15 protein-coding genes and 1 pseudogene are annotated in these 19,137 nt (G+C 70.9%); 4 read left to right on the top strand and 12 right to left on the bottom strand.

Translation table 11 applies throughout. The features are described from left to right. Position 1: 1 nt before the first annotated feature. From ATK30_RS30500 to ATK30_RS30475, 6 genes are read right to left on the bottom strand one after another with little or no spacing between them, the layout of a single operon-like run. Positions 2–1,813, bottom strand: a complete 1,812-nt coding sequence (locus ATK30_RS30500) for a hydantoinase B/oxoprolinase family protein (protein WP_101438421.1) — start codon at positions 1,811–1,813, stop codon at positions 2–4. Next, a complete protein-coding gene (locus tag ATK30_RS30495) occupies positions 1,810–3,924 on the bottom strand; it encodes a hydantoinase/oxoprolinase family protein (RefSeq protein WP_101438420.1) in 2,115 nt (704 codons plus the stop codon). Before ATK30_RS30495 ends, ATK30_RS30500 begins: the two co-directional genes overlap by 4 nt. After that, positions 3,921–4,730, bottom strand: a complete 810-nt coding sequence (locus tag ATK30_RS30490; RefSeq protein WP_158242512.1) for an HpcH/HpaI aldolase/citrate lyase family protein — start codon at positions 4,728–4,730, stop codon at positions 3,921–3,923. The genes ATK30_RS30495 and ATK30_RS30490 overlap by 4 nt, the downstream gene beginning before the upstream one ends. Continuing rightward, a complete protein-coding gene (locus ATK30_RS30485; protein ID WP_101438419.1) occupies positions 4,727–5,893 on the bottom strand; it encodes an acyl-CoA dehydrogenase family protein in 1,167 nt (388 codons plus the stop codon). The genes ATK30_RS30490 and ATK30_RS30485 overlap by 4 nt, the downstream gene beginning before the upstream one ends. Beyond that, positions 5,893–7,101: a CaiB/BaiF CoA transferase family protein gene (locus ATK30_RS30480; protein WP_101438418.1), complete on the bottom strand. Its 1,209-nt coding sequence runs from the start codon at positions 7,099–7,101 to the stop codon at positions 5,893–5,895. The genes ATK30_RS30485 and ATK30_RS30480 overlap by 1 nt, the downstream gene beginning before the upstream one ends. Further along, positions 7,098–7,631, bottom strand: a complete 534-nt coding sequence (locus tag ATK30_RS30475) for a MaoC family dehydratase (protein ID WP_101438417.1) — start codon at positions 7,629–7,631, stop codon at positions 7,098–7,100. Before ATK30_RS30475 ends, ATK30_RS30480 begins: the two co-directional genes overlap by 4 nt. Before the next feature lie 130 nt (positions 7,632–7,761). On the opposite strand from ATK30_RS30475, the gene ATK30_RS30470 reads away from it, so the two are divergent. The 3 genes from ATK30_RS30470 to ATK30_RS30460 all read left to right on the top strand — a co-directional run bounded on the left by ATK30_RS30470 (position 7,762) and on the right by ATK30_RS30460 (position 11,336). After that, the gene (locus tag ATK30_RS30470; protein WP_101438416.1) at positions 7,762–8,502 is read left to right on the top strand and encodes a FadR/GntR family transcriptional regulator; all 741 of its coding nucleotides are present in this window, start codon (positions 7,762–7,764) and stop codon (positions 8,500–8,502) included. A gap of 97 nt (positions 8,503–8,599) precedes the next feature. Beyond that, positions 8,600–9,970 carry an MmgE/PrpD family protein gene (locus ATK30_RS30465; RefSeq protein ID WP_101438415.1) on the top strand — a complete coding sequence of 457 codons (1,371 nt, stop codon included), beginning with the start codon at positions 8,600–8,602 and terminating at the stop codon, positions 9,968–9,970. Between the two features lie 40 nt (positions 9,971–10,010). Beyond that, entirely contained in the window at positions 10,011–11,336 is a 1,326-nt protein-coding gene (locus ATK30_RS30460; RefSeq protein WP_101438414.1) for an MFS transporter, read from the top strand. A gap of 23 nt (positions 11,337–11,359) precedes the next feature. On the opposite strand, the pseudogene ATK30_RS46950 reads toward ATK30_RS30460, so the two are convergent. The 6 genes and pseudogenes from ATK30_RS46950 to ATK30_RS30430 all read right to left on the bottom strand — a co-directional run. After that, positions 11,360–11,455, bottom strand: a pseudogene (locus tag ATK30_RS46950) (acyl-CoA dehydrogenase family protein); the annotation flags it as partial. A gap of 25 nt (positions 11,456–11,480) precedes the next feature. Then, on the bottom strand, positions 11,481–12,374 hold the full coding sequence (locus ATK30_RS30450) for a hydroxymethylglutaryl-CoA lyase (RefSeq protein ID WP_101438413.1): 894 nt from the start codon (positions 12,372–12,374) through the stop codon (positions 11,481–11,483). Beyond that, positions 12,371–12,982: an isochorismatase family protein gene (locus ATK30_RS30445; protein WP_101441154.1), complete on the bottom strand. Its 612-nt coding sequence runs from the start codon at positions 12,980–12,982 to the stop codon at positions 12,371–12,373. Before ATK30_RS30445 ends, ATK30_RS30450 begins: the two co-directional genes overlap by 4 nt. A 5-nt stretch (positions 12,983–12,987) precedes the next feature. Then, on the bottom strand, positions 12,988–14,859 hold the full coding sequence (locus tag ATK30_RS30440; RefSeq protein WP_101438412.1) for a hydantoinase B/oxoprolinase family protein: 1,872 nt from the start codon (positions 14,857–14,859) through the stop codon (positions 12,988–12,990). 1 nt (position 14,860) lies between these two features. Beyond that, positions 14,861–16,948 (bottom strand): hydantoinase/oxoprolinase family protein, encoded by a 2,088-nt coding sequence (locus ATK30_RS30435; RefSeq protein WP_101438411.1) that lies wholly within the window; start codon positions 16,946–16,948, stop codon positions 14,861–14,863. 11 nt (positions 16,949–16,959) lie between these two features. Continuing rightward, a complete protein-coding gene (locus tag ATK30_RS30430; protein WP_101438410.1) occupies positions 16,960–18,159 on the bottom strand; it encodes a CaiB/BaiF CoA transferase family protein in 1,200 nt (399 codons plus the stop codon). Positions 18,160–18,306: 147 nt separating this feature from the next. Here ATK30_RS30430 and ATK30_RS30425 point away from each other — a divergent pair, with 147 nt between their 5' ends. Then, a complete protein-coding gene (locus tag ATK30_RS30425; RefSeq protein ID WP_101438409.1) occupies positions 18,307–18,975 on the top strand; it encodes a GntR family transcriptional regulator in 669 nt (222 codons plus the stop codon). Positions 18,976–19,137: the final 162 nt, after the last annotated feature.

The following is a 19,137-nucleotide window of genomic DNA, read 5'->3' as shown; positions in this document are numbered from 1 at the left end:
GTCAGACCGCCGCCCGCAGCCGCGCGGTCTCGGCCTCGTCGACCGCCAGCGCCCTCCCGGACCCGGTCAGCGCGACACCGTAGTGCGCCCGCGCGTCCGCCACGGACAGGTAGTCGTCGAGGACGTCGTCGAGCACCTGAGCCGCCTCCCGTTCGAACGGGCTGCCGTAGCCGCCGCCGGACGGGAGCTTGATCTCCAGGGTGTCGCCCGCCGCGCACTTCTCCTGCGTGACCTTCGAGTACAGCGGCTCGTCGCGCTCGGTACCGGCATTGCGGGTGAACGAGCCCGCGAGCCCGTCGTGCCCGCCGGCCAGGCCCTTCGGCGGGTCGGTGCGGTTGTCCGCCTCCGAGCCGATGAACGTGTCGGTCAGCATCTTCCACTTCCGCACGCTGCCGATCCCGCCGCGGTAGCGGCCCGGTGCCGGCGGCTCGTCACGCAGCTCGTAGCGCTCGGCGATCATCGCGTGGTTGAGCTCCAGCTCCTCGATCGGGTTGTTGCGCGTGTTGGCCATCAGCGAGTCGACGCAGTCGAGCCCGTCCTTGCCGTTGCGCGCGCCGTAGGAGCCTTCGTTGATCTCGATGTACACCCAGTACGACTGGCCGTCCTCGGCCAGGCCCGAATAGGCGATCGCGCACAGCGCCGCCGACGACCCGGCCACCGCGCGCTCCGGCAGGACGTCCGACAGCGCCAGGTTGATCGAGTCGAAGATGCGGTTGATCTGCGAGAACCGGGCGAAGCACGACGCCGGGAAGTCCGGGTTGAAGATCGTGCCCTCCGGCGCGTACGCCTTGGCGGGGCGGAAGCAGCCGTCGTTCTGCGGCACGAACTCCTCGGTCAGCGCCTCGTCGAGCAGCAGCGTGCGCACGGCCGAGGCCACGGTCGGCAGCACTGAGCCCTCGAACGGCACGTTGAACGCCGTCGGGACCTGGCCGTGCGAGCCGGTGAGGTCCACGACGATGTCGGAGCCTTCGACGCGGACCCGCACCGACACCTTCAGCGGCACGTCGCGGTTCTTGCCGTCGTCGTCCAAATAGGACAGCGGTGCTTCGTAGACGCCGTCCGGGATCTCGGTGATCCGGCGGCGCAGCATGTCCTCGGAGTAGTCCATCCACTTGTCGGCGGCAGACATCACCGTGTCGTAGCCGTAGCGGTCGAGCAGCTCCAGGAACCGCTTCTCCCCCAGCCGCGAGCACGCGATCAGCGCTTCGAGGTCGCCCGCGTTCTGCTCCGGCGTGCGGACGTTGTCGAGGATGTGCTGGATGAGCGCGGTGTTGCGGACGCCGCCGTCGTAGATCTTGACCGCGTCCATCAGCTTGCCCTCGGCCCAGACGTCGACGACGTCCATGCACAGGCCGGGGAAGTTGCCACCGATGTCGGACACGTGCCCGGTGCAGCCGGCGAAGCCGATGTGCCTGCCGCCGAAGAAGATCGGGATCATGATCCCGTAGTCCGGCGAGTGCGCGGCGCCGTGGTACGGGTGGTTGTGCAGGATGACGTCGCCCGGTTTGTACGTGCCGGCGAGCTTGCGGTTGATGCCCCGGATGTAGGCCGGGATCGACCCGCAGTGCATCGGGGTCGAGTCCGACTCGCACAGCTCGCGGCCGTTGACGTCGAACAAGCCGGCGCCGAGGTCCTCGGACTCGCGGATCAGGCTGGAGTAGGCCATCCGGTAGAGGATCTGGGCCATTTCCTTGGCGATCGAGTTCAGCGCGCCGCCGATGACGCGCAACGTGATCGGGTCGACGTCGACCGGCGTGAAGTCGTCCGGGCGGGGTCCGGCGAGCGAAACACCGGCGGGATCGAGTGCGGTCACCGCTGGCCTCCTTCGGCGTCCACGGCAGCGGATTCACCGGCGGCCGTCTCGATGATGATGTGGCCCACCCGGTCGATCGTGGCACGCTGCCGCGGCCCGATGACCGTGGTGGAGTCGAACTGCTCGACGATCGCGGGCCCGGTGAGCACGTTGCCCGCCTTGAGCAGGGCGCGGTCGTAGACGGTGGTGGGGAACGTGGCGGGCTTGCTGCCGTCGGTCCAGAACACGGCTTCGCGGGTGCCCTTGACCGCGGCGGAGGCGTCCTCGCCGCCGCTCTCGATCTCGGCGAGCGGGACGTGCCCGACCTTGCCGATCCCGGTGACCCGGACGTTGACCAGGTGCACCGGCTTGTCGTCGAAACGCTGCAGGTAAGTGCGCTCGTGCACCTGGTGGAACGCCTCCGACGCGCTCGCGACCCAGGTGTTGTCGATGTCGCCGGCGGGCGCCGGGACGCGCAGCTCGTAGCCCTGGCCGATGTAGCGGCAGTCCAGGCTGCGCTCGATGACGAAGTCCTCCGGCGCGAGGCCGTCGCCGGTGAGCTGCTCGGTCACCTGCGCTTCGAGCCGCGCGAACGCGTCGCGCACGCTGTCGAGGTCCGGGGCGGCCAGCGACGTCCACACGGTCGCGGGCTGCTCGACGCGGATGTCGGTGGCCAGCAGGCCCATCGCTGAGGCGATGCCGGGGTGGTGCGGCACGATCACGCGCGGGATGTCGAGCTGCTGCGCGATGTGCCACGCGTACAGCGGCCCGGCGCCGCCCTCGGCGACCAGCGAGAAGTCGCGCGGGTCGTAGCCCTTGCGGACCGAGTGCAGGCTGATCGCCTCGGTCATGGCGTGCGCGAGGATCTGGAAGATGCCGACCGCGGCGTGCTCGACGCTCGTGGCGAGCTTGTTCGCGATGTGCTCCTCGATCGCCTTCTCCGCCAGCTGCGGCTCCACGCGCATCGAGCCGGACAGGAAGCTGTCGGCCTGCAGCCAGCCCAGCACCACCATCGCGTCGGTGCTGGTGGGCTCGGTGCCGCCGCGGTTGTAGCAGGCCGGGCCGGGAGTGGCGCCGGCACTGCGCGGGCCGACGCGGAACATGCCGCCCTCGTCGACGAACGCGACCGAGCCGCCGCCGGCGCCGATCGTGTCGACCTCGGCCATCGGCACCATCGCGTGGTAGTCGCCGATGCGCGTGTCGAGCAGGTGCTTCATGCGCAGCTTGCCGTCGGGCGCGACGCCGATGTCGGCCGACGTGCCGCCGACGTCGAGGGTGATCACGCTCGGGTACCCCGACGCCCGGCCGATCGCGCACCCGCCGAGCAACCCGGCCACCACACCGCTGGTGAGCAGCAGGACCGGGTTGTCGACGGCGTGCTGGGACGTGATGAGACCGCCGGCCGAGGTCATCAGCCGGATGTCGCCGCGCACGCCCGCCTCGCGGGTGGTGTTCGCGAGGTTGTCGATGTACCGGGCGACCTTCGGCCCGACGAACGCGTTGAGCGCGGTGGTCGAGAAGCGCTCGTACTCGCGGTACTGCGGGGCGACCTCGCTGGACAGCGAGATGAACACGCCCGGGTACTCCTGCTCGATGATCCGCTTGACGGCCTGCTCGTGGGCCGGGTTGCGGTAGGCGTGGAGGAAGCAGACGGCGATGGCCGCGACGCCGTTGTCCTTCAGCACGCGGACCTGCTCGCGCACGGCTTCTTCGTCCAGCGGGACGAGGACCTCGCCGGCCGCGTTGATCCGCTCCGGCACCACACGGCGGTTGCGGCGGCGAACCAGCTGCCACTTCTGCCACGGCAGGTCCTGGTAGGACGAATAGTTGTAGGGCCGCTTCTTGCGCGCGATGTGCAGGATGTCGCGGAAGCCCTCGGTGGTGATCAGGCCGACGTCGGCGCCGTTGTGCTCCAGCACGATGTTGGTCGCGACGGTCGTTCCGTGCAGGAACTGCCCGAGGTCGGCGACCGAGATCCCGACCTGCTCGGCCAGCTGCCGCACCCCGTCCACAGTGGCCTGGGACGGGTCGTGCGGGGTGGACGGGACCTTGTGGACGGCGAGATCGCCGTCCTCGTCCCAGTACATGATGTCGGTGAACGTGCCTCCGACGTCGACTCCGATGCGTTTCATCGCCTGGTCCTCTCCGGCCCTGCCAAGTGGGCGACCCGGCGGGCGTGTGCCACGACCGGCGGGTCGATCATCTTCCCGTCCACCACGAGGACGGCGTCGGTCGCTTCCTCGGCCGCCTGGACGATCTTCGTTGCCCGTTCGACTTCTTCGTCGGACGGCCGCAGCACTTCGTGCACTGTGGACACTTGTGCCGGGTGGATGCACATCCGGCCGAAGAAGCCGAAGCGCCCCAGCTGCTGCGTGTCCGCGCGGAACCGGGGTTCGTCGCGCAGGACGGTGGAAACCGCGGCGGGGGGCGGCGGGCAGCCCTCCGCCGCGGCGGCCGCGACGACGCGGGCACGCGCCCACGCCAGGGGCGCGCCGTCCACGTCGGGTGGGCAGGTGCCCAGTTCGACGGCGAGGTCGTACTCGCCGAGCGCCAGGGTCCGCACCCGCGGGTGGGCCGCCAGCTCGCGCGCCGCCCACAGCCCGGCGGCGGTCTCGATCAGCGCGACCAGCGGCACCGAGGTCGCGGCGGCGACCCGCTCGACGATCCCGGGCTCCGCCTTCGGCACCACGATCCCGGCGAAGTCCAGCCCGGCCAGCGCGGCCAGGTCGGCCGGGTCGTGGTTGACCCGCACCCAGGTCCGCGCGGCCGCGGCCGGGTCGCCGTGCAGCGCCGTCGCGACGGCTTTGCGGGCGGCGTCCTTGCGGTCCGGGGCGACGGCGTCTTCGAGGTCGGCGATCGCGACGTCCGCCGCGGCGACGGCCTTGGCCAGGCGGTCGGTCCGCTCGCCGGGGCAGAACAGCCAGCTGCGCGGGATCACCAGCCGACCTTTCCCTTGCCGGCCACCAGCGACTTGGCGATGACCGTGCGCATGATGTCGCTGGTGCCCTCGCCGATGGTCATCAGGATCGAGTCGCGGTAGAGCCGTTCGATCTCGAACTCCGCCGAGTAGCCGTAGCCGCCGTGGATGCGCATCGACTCCTGCGCGGCCTGCAGCGCGATCTCCGAGGAGAACAGCTTCGCCATGCCGGTCTGCAGGTCCGAGCGCTCGCCGCGGTCGAGCGCGGTGGCCGACCAGTACGTCATCAGGCGCGCGGCCTGCAGCTGCGTCGCGGTCTCGGCGAGCCGGATCTGGATGGCCTGGAAGTCGGCGATGGGCTTGCCGAACGCCTGCCGCTCGCGCGAGTACGCGAGAGCTTCGTCGTAGGCGCGCTGGGCGATGCCGAGGCTGCGGCCGGCGATGTTGAGCCGGCCGACTTCCAGCGCCGAGAGCACCTGCTGCATGCCGCGGCCCTCGCTGCCGCCGAGCAGGTTCCCCACCGGGACGCGCACGTCCTCGAACACGACCTCGCAGGACTCGGTGCCCTTGTAGCCGAGCTTCGGGATGTCCTTGGTGACGCGGAACCCGGGTGTGTTCGCGTCGATCAGCAGGACGCTCATGCCCTTGTGCGCGGGGGTCGTGGTGCGGTCGGTCTTGACCAGCACCGGCAGCGGGTCGGCGTAGCGGGCGTTGGTGATCCACATCTTCGCGCCGTTGACGACGTACTCGTCGCCGTCGCGGACTGCGGTGGTGCGGATGCCCTGCAGGTCGGTGCCCGCGTCGGGCTCGGTGAGCGCGATGCCGGTGCGCCGCTTGCCGGTGGCCAGGTCGGGCAGGTACCGCCGCTTCTGCTCGTCGGTGCCGTGCCGGGCGATCATCCAGCAGGAGAGCGAGTGGCTGCCGAGGATGCCGGCGACGCCCATCCAGCCGCGCGCGATCTCCTCGAACATCAGCGTGAACGAAGTGAAGTCGGCCGCCGCGCCCCCGTACTCCTCGGGGATCATCAGCCCGAACAGGCCGAGCTGCTTCATCTGCTCGACGATCTCGGTCGGATACCGGCCCGCCTGCTCCCACTCGCGGGCGACGGGCACGATCTCCTTGTCGACGAAGGTCCGCAGCATCGAGCGGAACTGCTCCTGGTCGTCGGTGAGGCGGAAGTCCATCAGTGCTCCTCGACGCCGAACGCGCCCGCGCGCGTGAGCTCGGCGAACTCGTCGGTCCCGGTGCCGAGCAGCTCGGCCAGGAGGGTTTCGGTGTGCTCCCCCATCCGCGGCGCGCGGACGTGCTCGGTGCGCGGGGTTCCGGCGCGGACCGGGGACGCGACCTGCCGGACGGTCCCGAACCGCGGGTGTTCGGTTTCCACGATCAGGCCGCGGGCGAGGGTGTGTTCCTCGCGCAGGGCCTGCGGGATGGTGTTGATCGGCGCGCACGGCACGCCGGCCTCTTCGAGCAGCGGCAGCCACTCGGCGGTGGTCCGGCGCGCCAGCTCGGCTTCGATCAGCTTCACGCACTCCGCCGAGTGCTGGTAACGCGACGCGGGCGTGGCGAAGCGTTCTTCGCGAGCCCACTCGGGCGAGCCCAGCACGCCGACGAACCGCTCCCAGAACTTCTGCTTGGCGCAGCCGATCACGACCCACGAGTCCGCGGTCGGGAAGTTCTGGAACGGCACCAGGCTGGGGTGCGCGGAGTGGTGCGTGCGCTGCGGCTCGAAGCCCTCGTTGAGGTGCCAGGTCGCCAGGTAGGTGAGCATCCCGATGGCCGTGTCGTACAGGCTGACGTCGCAGTCCATGCCGACGCCGTCGCGGCGGGCCGCGTGGATGGCCGAGACCATCGACAGCGCCGCCACGATGCCGCCGGAGTAGTCCACCATGGACAAACCGGACTTCGTGGGCGGGCCGTCCGGCTCGCCGGTCACCGCCATCCAGCCGGCCAGGCCCTGCAGCATGTAGTCGTACCCGGGCTGCTTGCTGCGCGGGCCGGTCATGCCGTAGCCCGACAGGGAGCAGCAGACGATCTTCGGGTTGAGGTGCTTGAGGTCTTCGTAGCGGATGCGCATCTTCGCCGGCACGTCGCCACGCAGGTTCGAGTACACCGCGTCGCTCACCTTCACCAGGCGCTCGAACACCACCCGCCCCCGCGGGTTGCCGAGGTCGAGGACCATCGAGCGCTTGTTGCGGTTGAACGCCTCGAAGAACAACGAGTCGCCGTCCTCGGCGTACGGCGGGGTGTGCCTGCCGACGTCGCCGCCGAAGCGCGGGTCCTCGATCTTGATGATCTCGGCGCCGAGGTCGGCCAGGTGGACCGAGCCGAACGGACCGGCGCCGTACTGCTCCAGGGAGAGGATCTTCAGGTCCTGCAACGGGAGGTTCACGCGCGCACCTCCCCCAGGGTCAGCGGGCCGGGCTTGGCGGCCGGGAACGAGTCGATGTCGCCGGCCGCCGACTGCTTGAACACCAGCACGGTCCGGTCGAACGAAAGGCAGACGTCGCCGCCGGCGTTAAGGCCGCGGGTGTGCACCTCGACCAGGCCGGCGTAGGGCTTGGACTTCGACTCGCGCTTGGCGGTGCAGATGGACTCGCCGTAGAGCGTGTCGCCGACGAACACCGGGTGGGTGAGCTGGATGTTCGTCATGGCGAGGTTCGCGACGGCCCGCTGGCTGATGTCGGAGACGCTCTGGCCCAGCAGCATCGCGATGGTGAGCCCGGAGTTCACCAGGATCTTGCCGAACGGCGTCTTCCCCGCGTAGTGCGCGTCGAAGTGCGCCGGGTGGGTGTTCATCGTCAGCAGCGTGAACCACGTGTTGTCGGTTTCGCTGATCGTGCGTCCCAGCGGGTGCCGGTAAACGTCGCCGACGGTGAATTCCTCGTAGAACCGTCCCAGCCGGCTCTCGTGCACAGCCACGGCCACCTCCTCGTGCGTTCCGGGCTCGTGCCGAGGAGTATGCGGGGCGAAACCCGCTCGCGCAATATGTCAGACGTTTTTAGGTCGTGGATTGCTACCGAAACGGTGGCCCACGCCCTACGCTGGCCGAATGAAGGACGAAACCGCCCCGGGCTTGCGCGTGCGGCGCGTACAGGCCGCCTACGTGCAGATCGCCACCCAGCTGCGGGAGCAGATCATCGGCGGCGCGCTGCCCACCGGCACGCGGCTGCCGAGCGAGGCCGAGCTGTGCACGCTCTTCGGCGTCAGCCGCAGCACCGTCCGGGAAGCCTTGCGGCTGCTCACCAGCCAGCAGCTCATCGACACCACCCGCGGGGTCACCGGCGGCAGCTTCGTGGCCGCGCCCGACGCCGGCACGGTCGCCGAAAACCTCGGTGGCACGCTCGGCCTGCTGGTCAACGCCAACAACCTGAGCGTGGACAACCTGATCGAAGCGCGGCTCATGATCGAGCCGCCCGCCGCGCGGCTGGCCGCCGAACGCGCCGGCGAGGTCGACCTCGAGAGCCTGCGCCGGACCATGGAGCAGACCGCGCAGCTGGATCCCGACAAGGGATTCGTCCTGCACTGGGACTTCCACACCACGCTCGTGTCCATCACCGGCAACCCGCTGCTGCGGCTGATGTGCCAGCCGGTCAACGTCGTACTGCGCTCCCGGATGCACCGCGACCGGATCGCGGCGTCGCGCTGGGCCGAGATCGACACCCACCACGAGGGGATCTACGCCGCCGTGGCCGCCGGCGACGGCGAGACGGCCGAGCGGCTCACCCGCGAGCACCTCGTCGCGCTGCGTCCGGTCTACGAGCGCATGAAGACCGGATCGGAAAACGTCTGAACTTTTCCTTGCGTCTCGGCCCCCACGCTTGCAGACTTACCCCGCGGGACGCTCCGGCGGCCCGTGGGTCATCAACGCCGAGTCCCTTGGAGGAGCCGTGTCCCCCGCTGCCACCGAGCCCGTCGCCCGGACCGTCGGCGAGTTCGCCGCGCGCCTCCGGCTCGGCGACCTGCCGCCCGAAGTCCTCGACCGGGCCCGCCACCTGATCCTCGACGCGGTCGGCGTCGCGCTCGCCGCCGGGGAGCACGAGTTCACCCGGCGGGCGCGGCGGGCGCTGGCCCGCTTCGGCGGCGGCGACCAGCCGGTGCTGGGGCTGCCCGACCGGCTGGCCCCGCGCGAAGCAGCGATCCTCAACGCGGTGCTGGTGCACGGCCTCGACTTCGACGACACGCACAGCGGTTCGATCACCCACGTCTCGGCGAGCGCGCTGCCCACCGCGCTCGCCGCGGCGGTGCAGCACGGCCGCTCCACCGAAGACCTGCTGCTGGCCTACATCCTGGGGGTCGAGATCAGCGCGCGCGTCGGCAAGGTCGCGCGCGGCGGCTTCCACGCGGTCGGCTTTCACCCCACCGGCCTCGCGGGCGCGTTCGGCTCGGCGGTGGCGGCCGCGAAACTGTCCGGTCTGGACGCCGACGGCATCACTGCGGCCCAGGAGATCGTCGGCTCGATGGCGTCGGGCATCCTCGAATTCCTCGCCGAAGGCGCGTGGACCAAGCGCCTGCACCCGGGCTGGGCGGCCAACTCGGCGCTGACGGCGGTCGCCTTCGCCGCCGAGGACTGGCCCGGTCCCCCGCGGGTCTACGAAGGCCGCCACGGCCTGTACGCCACCCACCTGCAGGGCCGCGAGTGGGACGTCACCGAACTCGTGCGGGACCTCGGCACCCGCTGGGAACTGCTGGACACGGCCGTGAAGCCGTTCCCCAGCTGCCACTTCACGCACGGCTTCGCCGACGCCGTGCTGGCCCTGCGCGCCGAGGGCGGCTTCGGCGCGGCCGACGTCGCCCGCATCCGCTGTTTCATCCACCCGACCCCGGGCGCCGCCGTGAGCGACCCGATCGAGCGCAAGCGCGCGCCGCAGGACGACTACGACGCCAAGTTCAGCCTGCCGTTCGTCGCCGCCGCGTGCGTCGCACGCGGCCGGCTGACGCTGGCCGAGTTCACCGACGAAGCTCTGGGCGACAAGGAAATCCTCGAGCTCGCGCAGCTCGTCGACATCGGCGACGACCCGGAAAGCCTGTTCCCCCACGCGTATTCGGCGGCCGTCGAAATCGACCTCCACGACGGACGCACGCTCGCCCGCCGCGAAGCCGTCCACCGCGGCCACGCCGAGCGGCCCCTGTCCCACGAGGACATCCGCGAGAAGTTCACCGGCAACGCGGGACCGCGCGCGGCCGCCGTGCTCCCGCTGGTGCTTTCCCTGGGCGAGCCCGGTGACGCCCGTGCGTTCGCCGAATCCCTCGCATCCTGAATTCTTTTCTCCCCCTGCGAATTCCCGAGGCGATACCCCCATGTCCGAAACAGCTCCCGCACGCCCGGTCGTGACCGGCAAACCCCTGTCCGCGGCCCGCATCGCGACGTCGTCGATGATCGGCACCCTGGTCGAGATCTTCGACTTCATCGTCTACGCCTTCATGGCCGCGCTCGTGTTCGGCCCGCTGTTCTTCCCGGCGGCCTCGCCCTGGATGGGCACGCTCGCCGCGCTCGGCACTCACGCGGTGGCGTTCGGCATGCGCCCGCTCGGCGCGCTGCTGTTCGGCTGGCTCGGCGACACCCGCGGCCGCCGCACCGCGCTGCTCGGCTCGATGCTGCTGATGGGCACCGCGACCGTCGCGATCGGGCTGCTGCCCACCTTCGCCACGGCCGGGCTGTGGGCGCCGGTGCTGCTGCTCGCGTTCCGGATGCTGCAGGGCCTGGCGGTCGGCGGCGAATGGGGCGGCGCGGTCCTGGTGGCGGTGGAACACGCGCCGAAGCGGCGGCGGTCGCTGTACGGCTCGTTCGTGCAGCTGGGCACGGTGCTCGGCATCGCGCTGGCGAGCGGGGTCGTCCTGCTGGTGAGCACGGCGGTCAGCGCGGACGTCTTCCGCGCCTGGGGCTGGCGCGTGCCGTTCCTGGCCAGCGCGCTGCTGGTGGTGCTGGGCCTGGTGCTGCGCAAGCGGCTGGAGGAGACCCCGGAGTTCGTGGCGGAGCTGGCCAAGCACGAAGCGACCACCGGCCGCCGGCCCCGGGTGCGCGCGGTCTTCCGCGACCACTGGCGGGAGCTGATCGCGGGTTCGCTGATGTGGTCGGCCCCCTGCTCGTTCCTCTACGTGCTGATGACCGGGCTGGTGGCCTACACGAAGACGTACGTGCCGTCGCTGAGCGGGCTGGACGTCCAGCTCGGGCTGCTCATCACCTCGGTCGTGCTGGCCGGGCTGACCCTGGTGAGCGCGACCCGCGCCGACCGCTGGGGCCGCGAGCGGCTGATCCGCTGGTCGGGTGTGCTGCTGGTGGTGTGGGCGTTCCCGGCGTTCTGGCTCGTCGACACCGGTGCGTTCGGCCCGATGCTGCTGGCGATGCTGGTGGGCAGCGTCTGCTACGCGGCGTTCAACGGCGCGGTCCCGTCGCTGATGGCGGACCTGTTCCCGGTGGCGTCCCGCTACACGGGCTGCGGCCTGTGCATCGCGTTCGGCACGGCCGTGGCGGGCGGCATCCTGCCCATCGCCGGGCTCGCGGTCGTGGGCGAGACCGGCGGTTCGTCGGTGCCGCTGTCGCTGACGCTGGTCTTGTGCGGGGTGCTGACCCTGGCGGGTGTCGCGCTCGCGCGCCGCACCCGCCGGGACCAGCCCGCCGCGTGATCTGATCCGGCGAACGGTTCCGGCACCTCACTGGCCCCGCCGCCGATGCCGAGGATGCGGGCATCGCGGTAGTGGCGGTCCACTTCGGACTCGCGCATGTACCCCATGCCGCCGTGGATCGATCGGCCCGGGCCGGCGCGGGGCTCAGGCGGGGAAGGCGCCCGCGCGGGCCAGTGCGCTGGGCAGTTTCTTGCCCAGCCGCTCCTCGAGCCACACCGCCGCCGAGATCGTCTCGGCCAGGTCGATCCCTGTCGCGTGGCCCATCCGGGCGAACAGGTACGCCAGATCCTCCGTGGCCACGTTGCCGGTCGCGGCCGGCGCGAACGGGCAGCCGCCCGCTCCCCCGATGCTCGCGTCCAGCACCGCGACTCCACTGTGGACAGCCGCGACCGCGTTGGCGACCGCCGTGTTGCGGGTGTCGTGCAGGTGCAGCCGCAGCGGGGTGTCGCCGCCGACGATGTCCCGGGCCAATGTCAGCCGCTCGGTGACGTCGGTCGGGACCGCGACGCCGATCGTGTCCGCCAGCGCGATCTCGTCCGCGCCGGTGGCGTGCACCCGCCGGAGCACCTCACCGAGCCGGTCCAGGGAGACCTCACCCTCGAACGGGCACCCGAACGACGCGCCGATCGTGACCGTCGTGAACTTGCCCGCCTGCCGGGCCGCCGCGACCAGCCTCGCGGCCGTCTCGCACGCCTGTTCCGTGGTCATGCCCTGGTTGCGGCCGCAGAAGGTGTCCGTGGCCACGACCACGACGTCGACCTCGTCCACCTTGCCCTCGAGCGCCCGGTCGAGGCCGCGTTCGTTGATCACCAGGCCCGCGTAGCGGACGCCGTCGTGGCGGGGCAGGGCGGCCATCAGCGCGTCGGCGTCCGCCAGCTGCGGGACCCGCGCCGGGTTGACGAAGCTGGTCACTTCGATGCGCTTGGCTCCCGCCCGCACGGCTCGTCCGACCAGCTCCACCTTGTCCTCGGTGCTCAGGACGGCCTTCTCGTTCTGCAGGCCGTCCCGCGGGGACATTTCGACGATCTCGATGTTCATCGTTCCTCCGCCAGGTAAGCCAGCGCGGTCGCCTCGCCGACGACCTCGCCGCACTTCGCCTGGATGTCGAACAGGTTCGCTTCCTGGGTCTCGGGCGTGCGGTCACCGACCGCCTCCCGCACCACCAGCGGGACGAACCCGTGCTGGAGCGCGTCGAGCGCGCTCGCCCGGACACAACCGCTCGTGCTGACCCCGCCGATCACCACGGTGTCGACGCCACGGGCCCGCAACGAGGACGCCAGCGGAGTCCCGAAGAAGGCGCTGGGGTACTGCTTCACCACCACCTGCTCACCCTCCGCCGGCGCGACCTCCGGCATGAACTCACCGAGCGGGCCGCCCCCGCCCTGCAGCATCCGCAGCGCCGGGACCTTGCGGAGGAACAGGCCACCATCCACGCCGTCCGCGCCGTAGGCCACCCGCGTGTGTACGACCGGGATCCCGTGCCGCCGCGCGGCCGCCAGGACCCGGGCCGCCGAGCCGAGACAGTCGCGCGACGGCAGCAGCAGCGGGCTGCCCTCGGTGAAGTAAGCCCGCATCAGGTCGATCAGGACCAGTGCTGGACGGCTTCCGCCGGCCAGCGTCCCGTCGAACGGGTCCGAAGTGGACATGTCGCTCACGAGACGACGGGCCGCAGCGGGGCGGGCAGGCCGGTTTCGGCCAGGGCCCGCTCCAGGATCGTCGCCAGCTCGGGACCGCGGTCGAACGTCGGGAGCGGCTCCGGACGGGTGCCGCGCAGCTCCGCCCGCAGCGCCTCGGTCGCGGCGGCGTCCACCCGGCCATCGCCGTCGCAGACGACGCCGTAGCGGCGCGCGCCCGGGGCGGTCACGAGGCCGCGGCGGACCTCCAGGCCGACCAGCTCCGGGTCGCGGGCCAGCGGGTCGCCCCACCCGCCGCCGCCCCACGTGACGAAGTGCAGGAGGTCGCCGCGGTGCACGGGCACGTCGTGCACCTTGCTGCCGAGCACCTCGGTGCTGCCGTCGGCGCGCTCGATCCACTTGCGGCTGCGGGCGCCGGGCTCGCCGCCGTTGACGCCCCATGGGTAGGTGAGCCAGCGGTCGTCGTGGATCGCGATCGTGCCCGGCTCGAGGAACCGGTAGGCCACGTCGACCGCGTTGCCGCCGCGATGCAGCCCGGACCCGCCGGTGTCGGCGACGGTCTCCCAGCGCTCGATGCGCAGCGGGTAGTACGACTCCAGGTATTCGCACGGGATGTTCACGAACGACGGCCACAGCGAGTGTCCGTCCGGCCCGTCGCCGAGGGGCCGGCCGGGGATGCCGCCGAACCCGATGGAGTAGAGCTGGAACCACTCGCCCTTGCGGTCGCCGTCGCTGTAGGTGCCCGAGTACATGAAGTGCGGCGACGACGAGAACCCCGCGGCGTTGAGCAGGTCGGGGTTCGTCTGGCCGAGCAGCCCGCCGAAGAGGTCGAACACGCGGCCGATGCCGTGGTTGCGGGCGTTGAGCGCGGCCGGGTACTTCGGCTTCCAGAACGAGTCTTCGGGGATGATGACGTCCACCAGCGGGTAGAAGCCGTCGTTCCAGAGGATCTGCGGGTCGGCGACGGTGATCATGTAGATGCCGAAGAACATCCGCATGAGGTTCTCGTTGATGAAGTAGTTGATCGGCCCCTGCGCCTGCGGGCTGCTGCCGCTGAAGTCGAGGGTGACCTTCTCCCCGTGCCGGGTCAGGCTGAGCTTCAGCTCGTACGGGCCGTAGCCGAGGCCGTCGTCGCAGATGTAGTCGGTGAAGGATATTGTCTCGCCGTCCTTGAAGACGGCCTGCAGCAGCACCTTCATCGCCCGGTAGTTGCGGTCGAGCAGCTGCTCGAGCGCCGAGTCGTAGGTGTCGACGCCAAACCGGGCGCACATCTCCTGCACACGGCGCGCGGCCGTGCGGCACGCCGCGACGATGCCGTTGAGGTCGGCGCGGTTCCAGTCGGGCTTGCGCACCTGGTTGAGGATGATGCGCAGCGCGTCCTCGGCCAGCTCGCCCTTGCGGTAGAGCTTGAAGGGCGGGATGACCACCCCCTCCTCGAAGATCGTGCGGGCGTCGGTCGGCATGGACGCCGGGGTCTTGCCGCCGACGTCGGACATGTGGCCGAACATCGCCGACCAGCCGACGATGTGCCCCTCGAAGAAGATCGGGATCACCACGAGCCAGTCGTTGGCGTGGCTGATCGCGGCACCGCACGAGTAGGGGTCGGACGTCAACAGGACGTCGCCCTCCTCGATGTCGCCGGCGAAGTTGTCGAGGAAGTCCGGAATGGACAGTCCGAACTGGCCGACGACCATCTTGCCGTCGCGGTTGGCGATCAGCGGGAACTCGTCGTGCTGCTCGCGGATGCCCGGCGAGAGCGCCGTGCGGAACAGCACCTCGTCCATCTCGTAGCGGGCGTTGCGCAGCCCGTTCTCGACGAGGTCGAGGGTGACCACGTCGACGTCCACCCGCCGCAGCGATCCGGTCGCGGTTTCGACAAGCCGTGCCATGTCAGTTCTCCGTGGTGTGCTCGGCGGTCTCGGCGACCGGGCGGATGAGCAGGCTGCCGCTGGCGTGCACGGTGGCCGCGTGGCGGGGCAGCACCAGCGTGGTGGAGTCCATTTCGGTGACGATCGCCGGACCGGTCACCACGTTGCCCGCGAGCAGCTTCGCCCGCTCGTAGACGCCGGCTTCGACCTCTGCGCCCTCGACCCAGATCGCCGTGCGGTCGCGCAACGCGGGCGCGGCGTCGGTGCCGCCGTCCGCCAGCTTCGGGGAGGCGACCTGCGGGCGCGGCCCGTGCGCGGTGGCGCGGATCGTCACGACCTCGTGCTCGTTGTCGAGCACGAAGGAGAACAGCCGCTGGTGTTCGGCGTCGAACGCGCCGCGCAGGCTGTCCAGGCCGGCCCCGCCGCCGGTGAACCGGGTGATGTCGACCTCGACCGGGATCTCGAAACCCTGGCCGTGGTAACGCAAATCGGCCGAGTAGACGACGCGGATGTCGGACTCGGGCACGTCCTGGCCGACGAGCGTGCCGCGCGCCTTGTCGGCCAGCTCGGTGAGCAGCTCGCGCAGGCTCTCGTCGGTGAACTCGCCGAACCGGCGCACGAGCGTGCGGACGGCTTCGTCGCGCAGGTTCGTGGTCGCGTCGCCGTAGGCGCACAGCACCCCGGGCGACGGCGGGATGATCACCGGCCAGGCACCGGTGAGCTTGCCGAGCGCGTTGGCGTGCAGCGGTCCGGCGCCGCCGAACGCGACCAGCGCGAAGTCGCGCGGGTCGAACCCCTGCTGCACCGAGACCAGGCGCAGGGCCCCGAACATGTTCTCGTTGACGATGTCGATGATCCCGGCGGCGGCCGCCTCCACCGACCCGAGACCGGTGGCGTCCGCGATGGACTTGACCGCCGACCGGGCCGCCTCGCGGTCGAGGGTGATCTCGCCGCCCGCCAGCTCCGCCGGCAGGTAGCCGAGCACGACGTTGGCGTCGGTCACCGTGGGCTCGGTGCCCCCGGCGCCGTAGGCGGCCGGTCCCGGCGACGCGCCCGCGGACTGCGGGCCGACCCGCAGCGCCTGGGTGAGCGGCGGGACGTGGCCGATGGAACCGCCACCGGCGCCGACCGTGCGCACGTCGACCGAGGTGGCGCGCACCTTCAGGTCGCCGACGGTGGTCTCCCGGCCGATCCGCGGCGTCAGGTTCTGCACCAGCGCCACGTCGGTGGACGTGCCGCCCATGTCGAAGGTGAGGAAGTCGGCGAAGCCCGCCTGCTCCGCCACCCAGGTCGCGCCGGTGACACCACCGGCGGGGCCGGACAGCAGCAGGCTCACCGGGTTGTCGGCCGCGGCGCCGGCGGAGACCAGGCCGCCGTCGCTGCGCAGGATGCTGAGCTGGCCGGTGATGCCGTTCTCTTCGAGCTTGTCCGCGAGGTTGGCCGTGTACAGCTTCACCTGCGGCTGCACGGCGGCGTTGGCGACCGTGGTGATGGTGCGCTCGTACTCGCGCAGTTCCGGCAGCACCGAGGAGGACAGCGAGACCGGCACGCCGGGCAGTTCCTCCGCCGCGATCTCGCCGACGCGGCGCTCGTGCGCGGCGTTGGCGTAGGAGTTGATCAGGCTGACGCTCAGCGCCTCGATGCCCGCGGACCGCAGCTTCGCCAGCTGGGCCCGCACGTCGTCCTCGGCCAGCTCGTCGACCACCGAGCCGTCGGCGGCGATGCGGCCCCGGACCTCGACGGTGTTCTCCAGTGCCGCCAAGGGTTCCGGCTTGGGCCAGATGATCCAGCCGGCGAGGCCGCCGGGCACGAAGGAGCGGGCGATCTGGAGCACCTGGCGGAAACCGTGGGTGGTCACGAGGCCGACCTTGGCGCCCTTGCCCTCCAGGATCGCGTTCGTCGCGACCGTGGTGCCGTGGTAGACGGAAGCGATCTCCGCCGGGTCCGCGCCGGCCACCGCGCACACGCGCTCGATGCCGCGCAGCACGCCGATCGACTGGTCCCGCGGGGTGGAGGACGTCTTGGCCCGGTAGGTCTGACCGGAGTCCTCGTCGATGAGAAGGATGTCGGTGAACGTGCCGCCCACGTCCACGCCGAGCCGGTAGGTCATTGGTGGTCTCCTCAGATGACACCGGCCGAGCGCAACGACACCAGCTCGTCGTCGGCGAGGCCGAGCAGATCGCGGTAGATGACTTCGTTGTGCTCGCCGAGCTCGGGCCCGACGTGGCGGACCTTCCCCGGCGTGTCCGAGAGCTTCGGCACCACGTTGTGCATGGCGAACTCGCCGATCTCGGGGTGGACCAGGCGGACGATCGCCTCCCGCGCGGCGAAGTGCGGGTCGGTGAGCATGTCCTTGGCGCGGTAGATGCGCCCGGCCGGCACACCCTTGTCGTTCATCAGCTCCAGCAGGTCGTCCGCCTTCATGGTGGAGGTCCACTCGGCGATGAGGCCGTCGAGCTCTTCCATGGACTTGCCGCGGGCGCCGTGCGTGGCGTAGCGCTCGTCGGTGGCCAGCTCGGGCCGCCCCATGGCATCGGCCAGCCGCCGGAACACCGTGTCCTGGTTGGCCGCGAGCAGGATCATCTCCTCGTCGGCGGTCGGGTAGACGTTGCTCGGCGCGACGTTCGGCAGCGTCGCGCCGGTGCGCTGCCGCTGGTAGCCCGCCACCTGGTACTCGGGGATTAGGGACTCCATCATCGCGAGCACCGCCTCGTAGATGGCGGAGTCGACGACCTGGCCCTTGCCGGTGCGTCCCCGGTTGTGCAGCGCCACCAGCGTGCCGATGCAGGCGAACGTCGCGGCGAGCGCGTCGCCGAGGGAAATGCCCGTGCGGGACGGGGCGCGGTCCGGGTCACCGGTGATGTACCGGATGCCGCCCATGGCTTCGCCGATGGAGCCGTACCCCGCGCGCTTGGCGTACGGTCCCGTCTGGCCGTAGCCGCTCACGCGGGTGATGATCAGGCGAGGGTTCCGCTCCCAGAGCACCTCCGGGCTCAGCCCCCACCGCTCGAGCGTGCCGGGGCGGAAGTTCTCGATGAGCACGTCGGCCTCGACGATGAGCCGGGCGACGAGCCGCTGTCCTTCCTCGGTCCGCAGGTCGGCGGTGACCGACTGCTTGTTGCGTGCCACGACCGGCCACCAGAGCGACCGGCCGTAGGGCCGTTCCCGCCCCCACTGGCGCATCGGGTCACCGGTGCGCGGGTCCTCGACCTTGATCACCTGGGCGCCGAAGTCGCCGAGGAGCTGCCCGCAGAACGGCCCGGCGAGCAACTGCCCGAGCTCCACCACCCGCAGACCGGCCAAGGGCATCTCTTCAGGCATCCAGCACTCCTCGTTGTATGCAACTTTTCGCGACACGTGATCTGCGTCGCCGCTCGACCAGGAAAAAAGTAGAGCTCACGGCGGCAGTGTGTCAACGGCTCAGTGAAAGTTGCATACAATTCTGGTCGTCCTTTAGGGTCGTCCTCGATGAGCGACACGGCGTACGAGCAGGACGGCCGGCACGCGGCCGATCACGCCTACCGGCTGATCCGCGACGAGATCCTCTCCGGCAGGCGGGCAGGCGGGGAGTGGCTGCGCGAAGGCGAGCTCGCCGACTCGATCGGGGTCAGCCGCACCCCGGTACGGGAAGCCCTGCGCCGGCTCACCGCCGAGGGGTTGCTGATCTACGAACGCCATCGCGGCGTGCAGGTCAAGCGCTGGGACATCGCCGACCTCGACGAGATCTTCAGCCTGCGCATGGTGCTCGAACCGTGGGGCTGCAGCCTCGCCGCCGAACGTGCGACGGTCGACGTCGACCGGCTCGAGGAGCTGGCGTGCGCGATGGACGCGTTGGTCGCGAACGGCCAGCCGACCGACCTCGACGAGCTCACCGATCTCAACAACCGCTTCCACCGCGCGATCCTGGAGGGGTCGGGCAACAACCGCCTCGCCGCGGTGCTCGCGTCGGTCGTGCAGCTGCCGATCGTCTGGCGGACGTTCGCCCACTACCGACCGGAAGCACTGCGCCGCAGCCTCGCCCACCACCACGAACTGATCGCCGCGCTGCGCGCCCGCGACGCCGACTGGGCCCAGTCGGTGATGTGCAGCCACATCAAGTCGGCATGGCACTCCATCCGGGAGCAGTCGCAGGCCTGAACTCGCCTCCCCGACGCACGCCTTCCGCCGGAAGCGCAGGTCTGACCTCCCCCGCGCAGCGGTCTGCGATCATCCGTCAACGGCAGGCGCAATCGCGCCTCGGGTCTGCCCAGACTTCGATTGGGGACTGTTCCAAGATCGGTGTTTCCGGCCCGACACGCC

Origin of the sequence: Amycolatopsis echigonensis (assembly GCF_002846615.1) — a bacterium.
Classification (GTDB): domain Bacteria; phylum Actinomycetota; class Actinomycetes; order Mycobacteriales; family Pseudonocardiaceae; genus Amycolatopsis; species Amycolatopsis echigonensis.
Note: the sequence above shows the minus strand (reverse complement) of the source record. Positions and strands in the feature narration are given on the sequence as shown.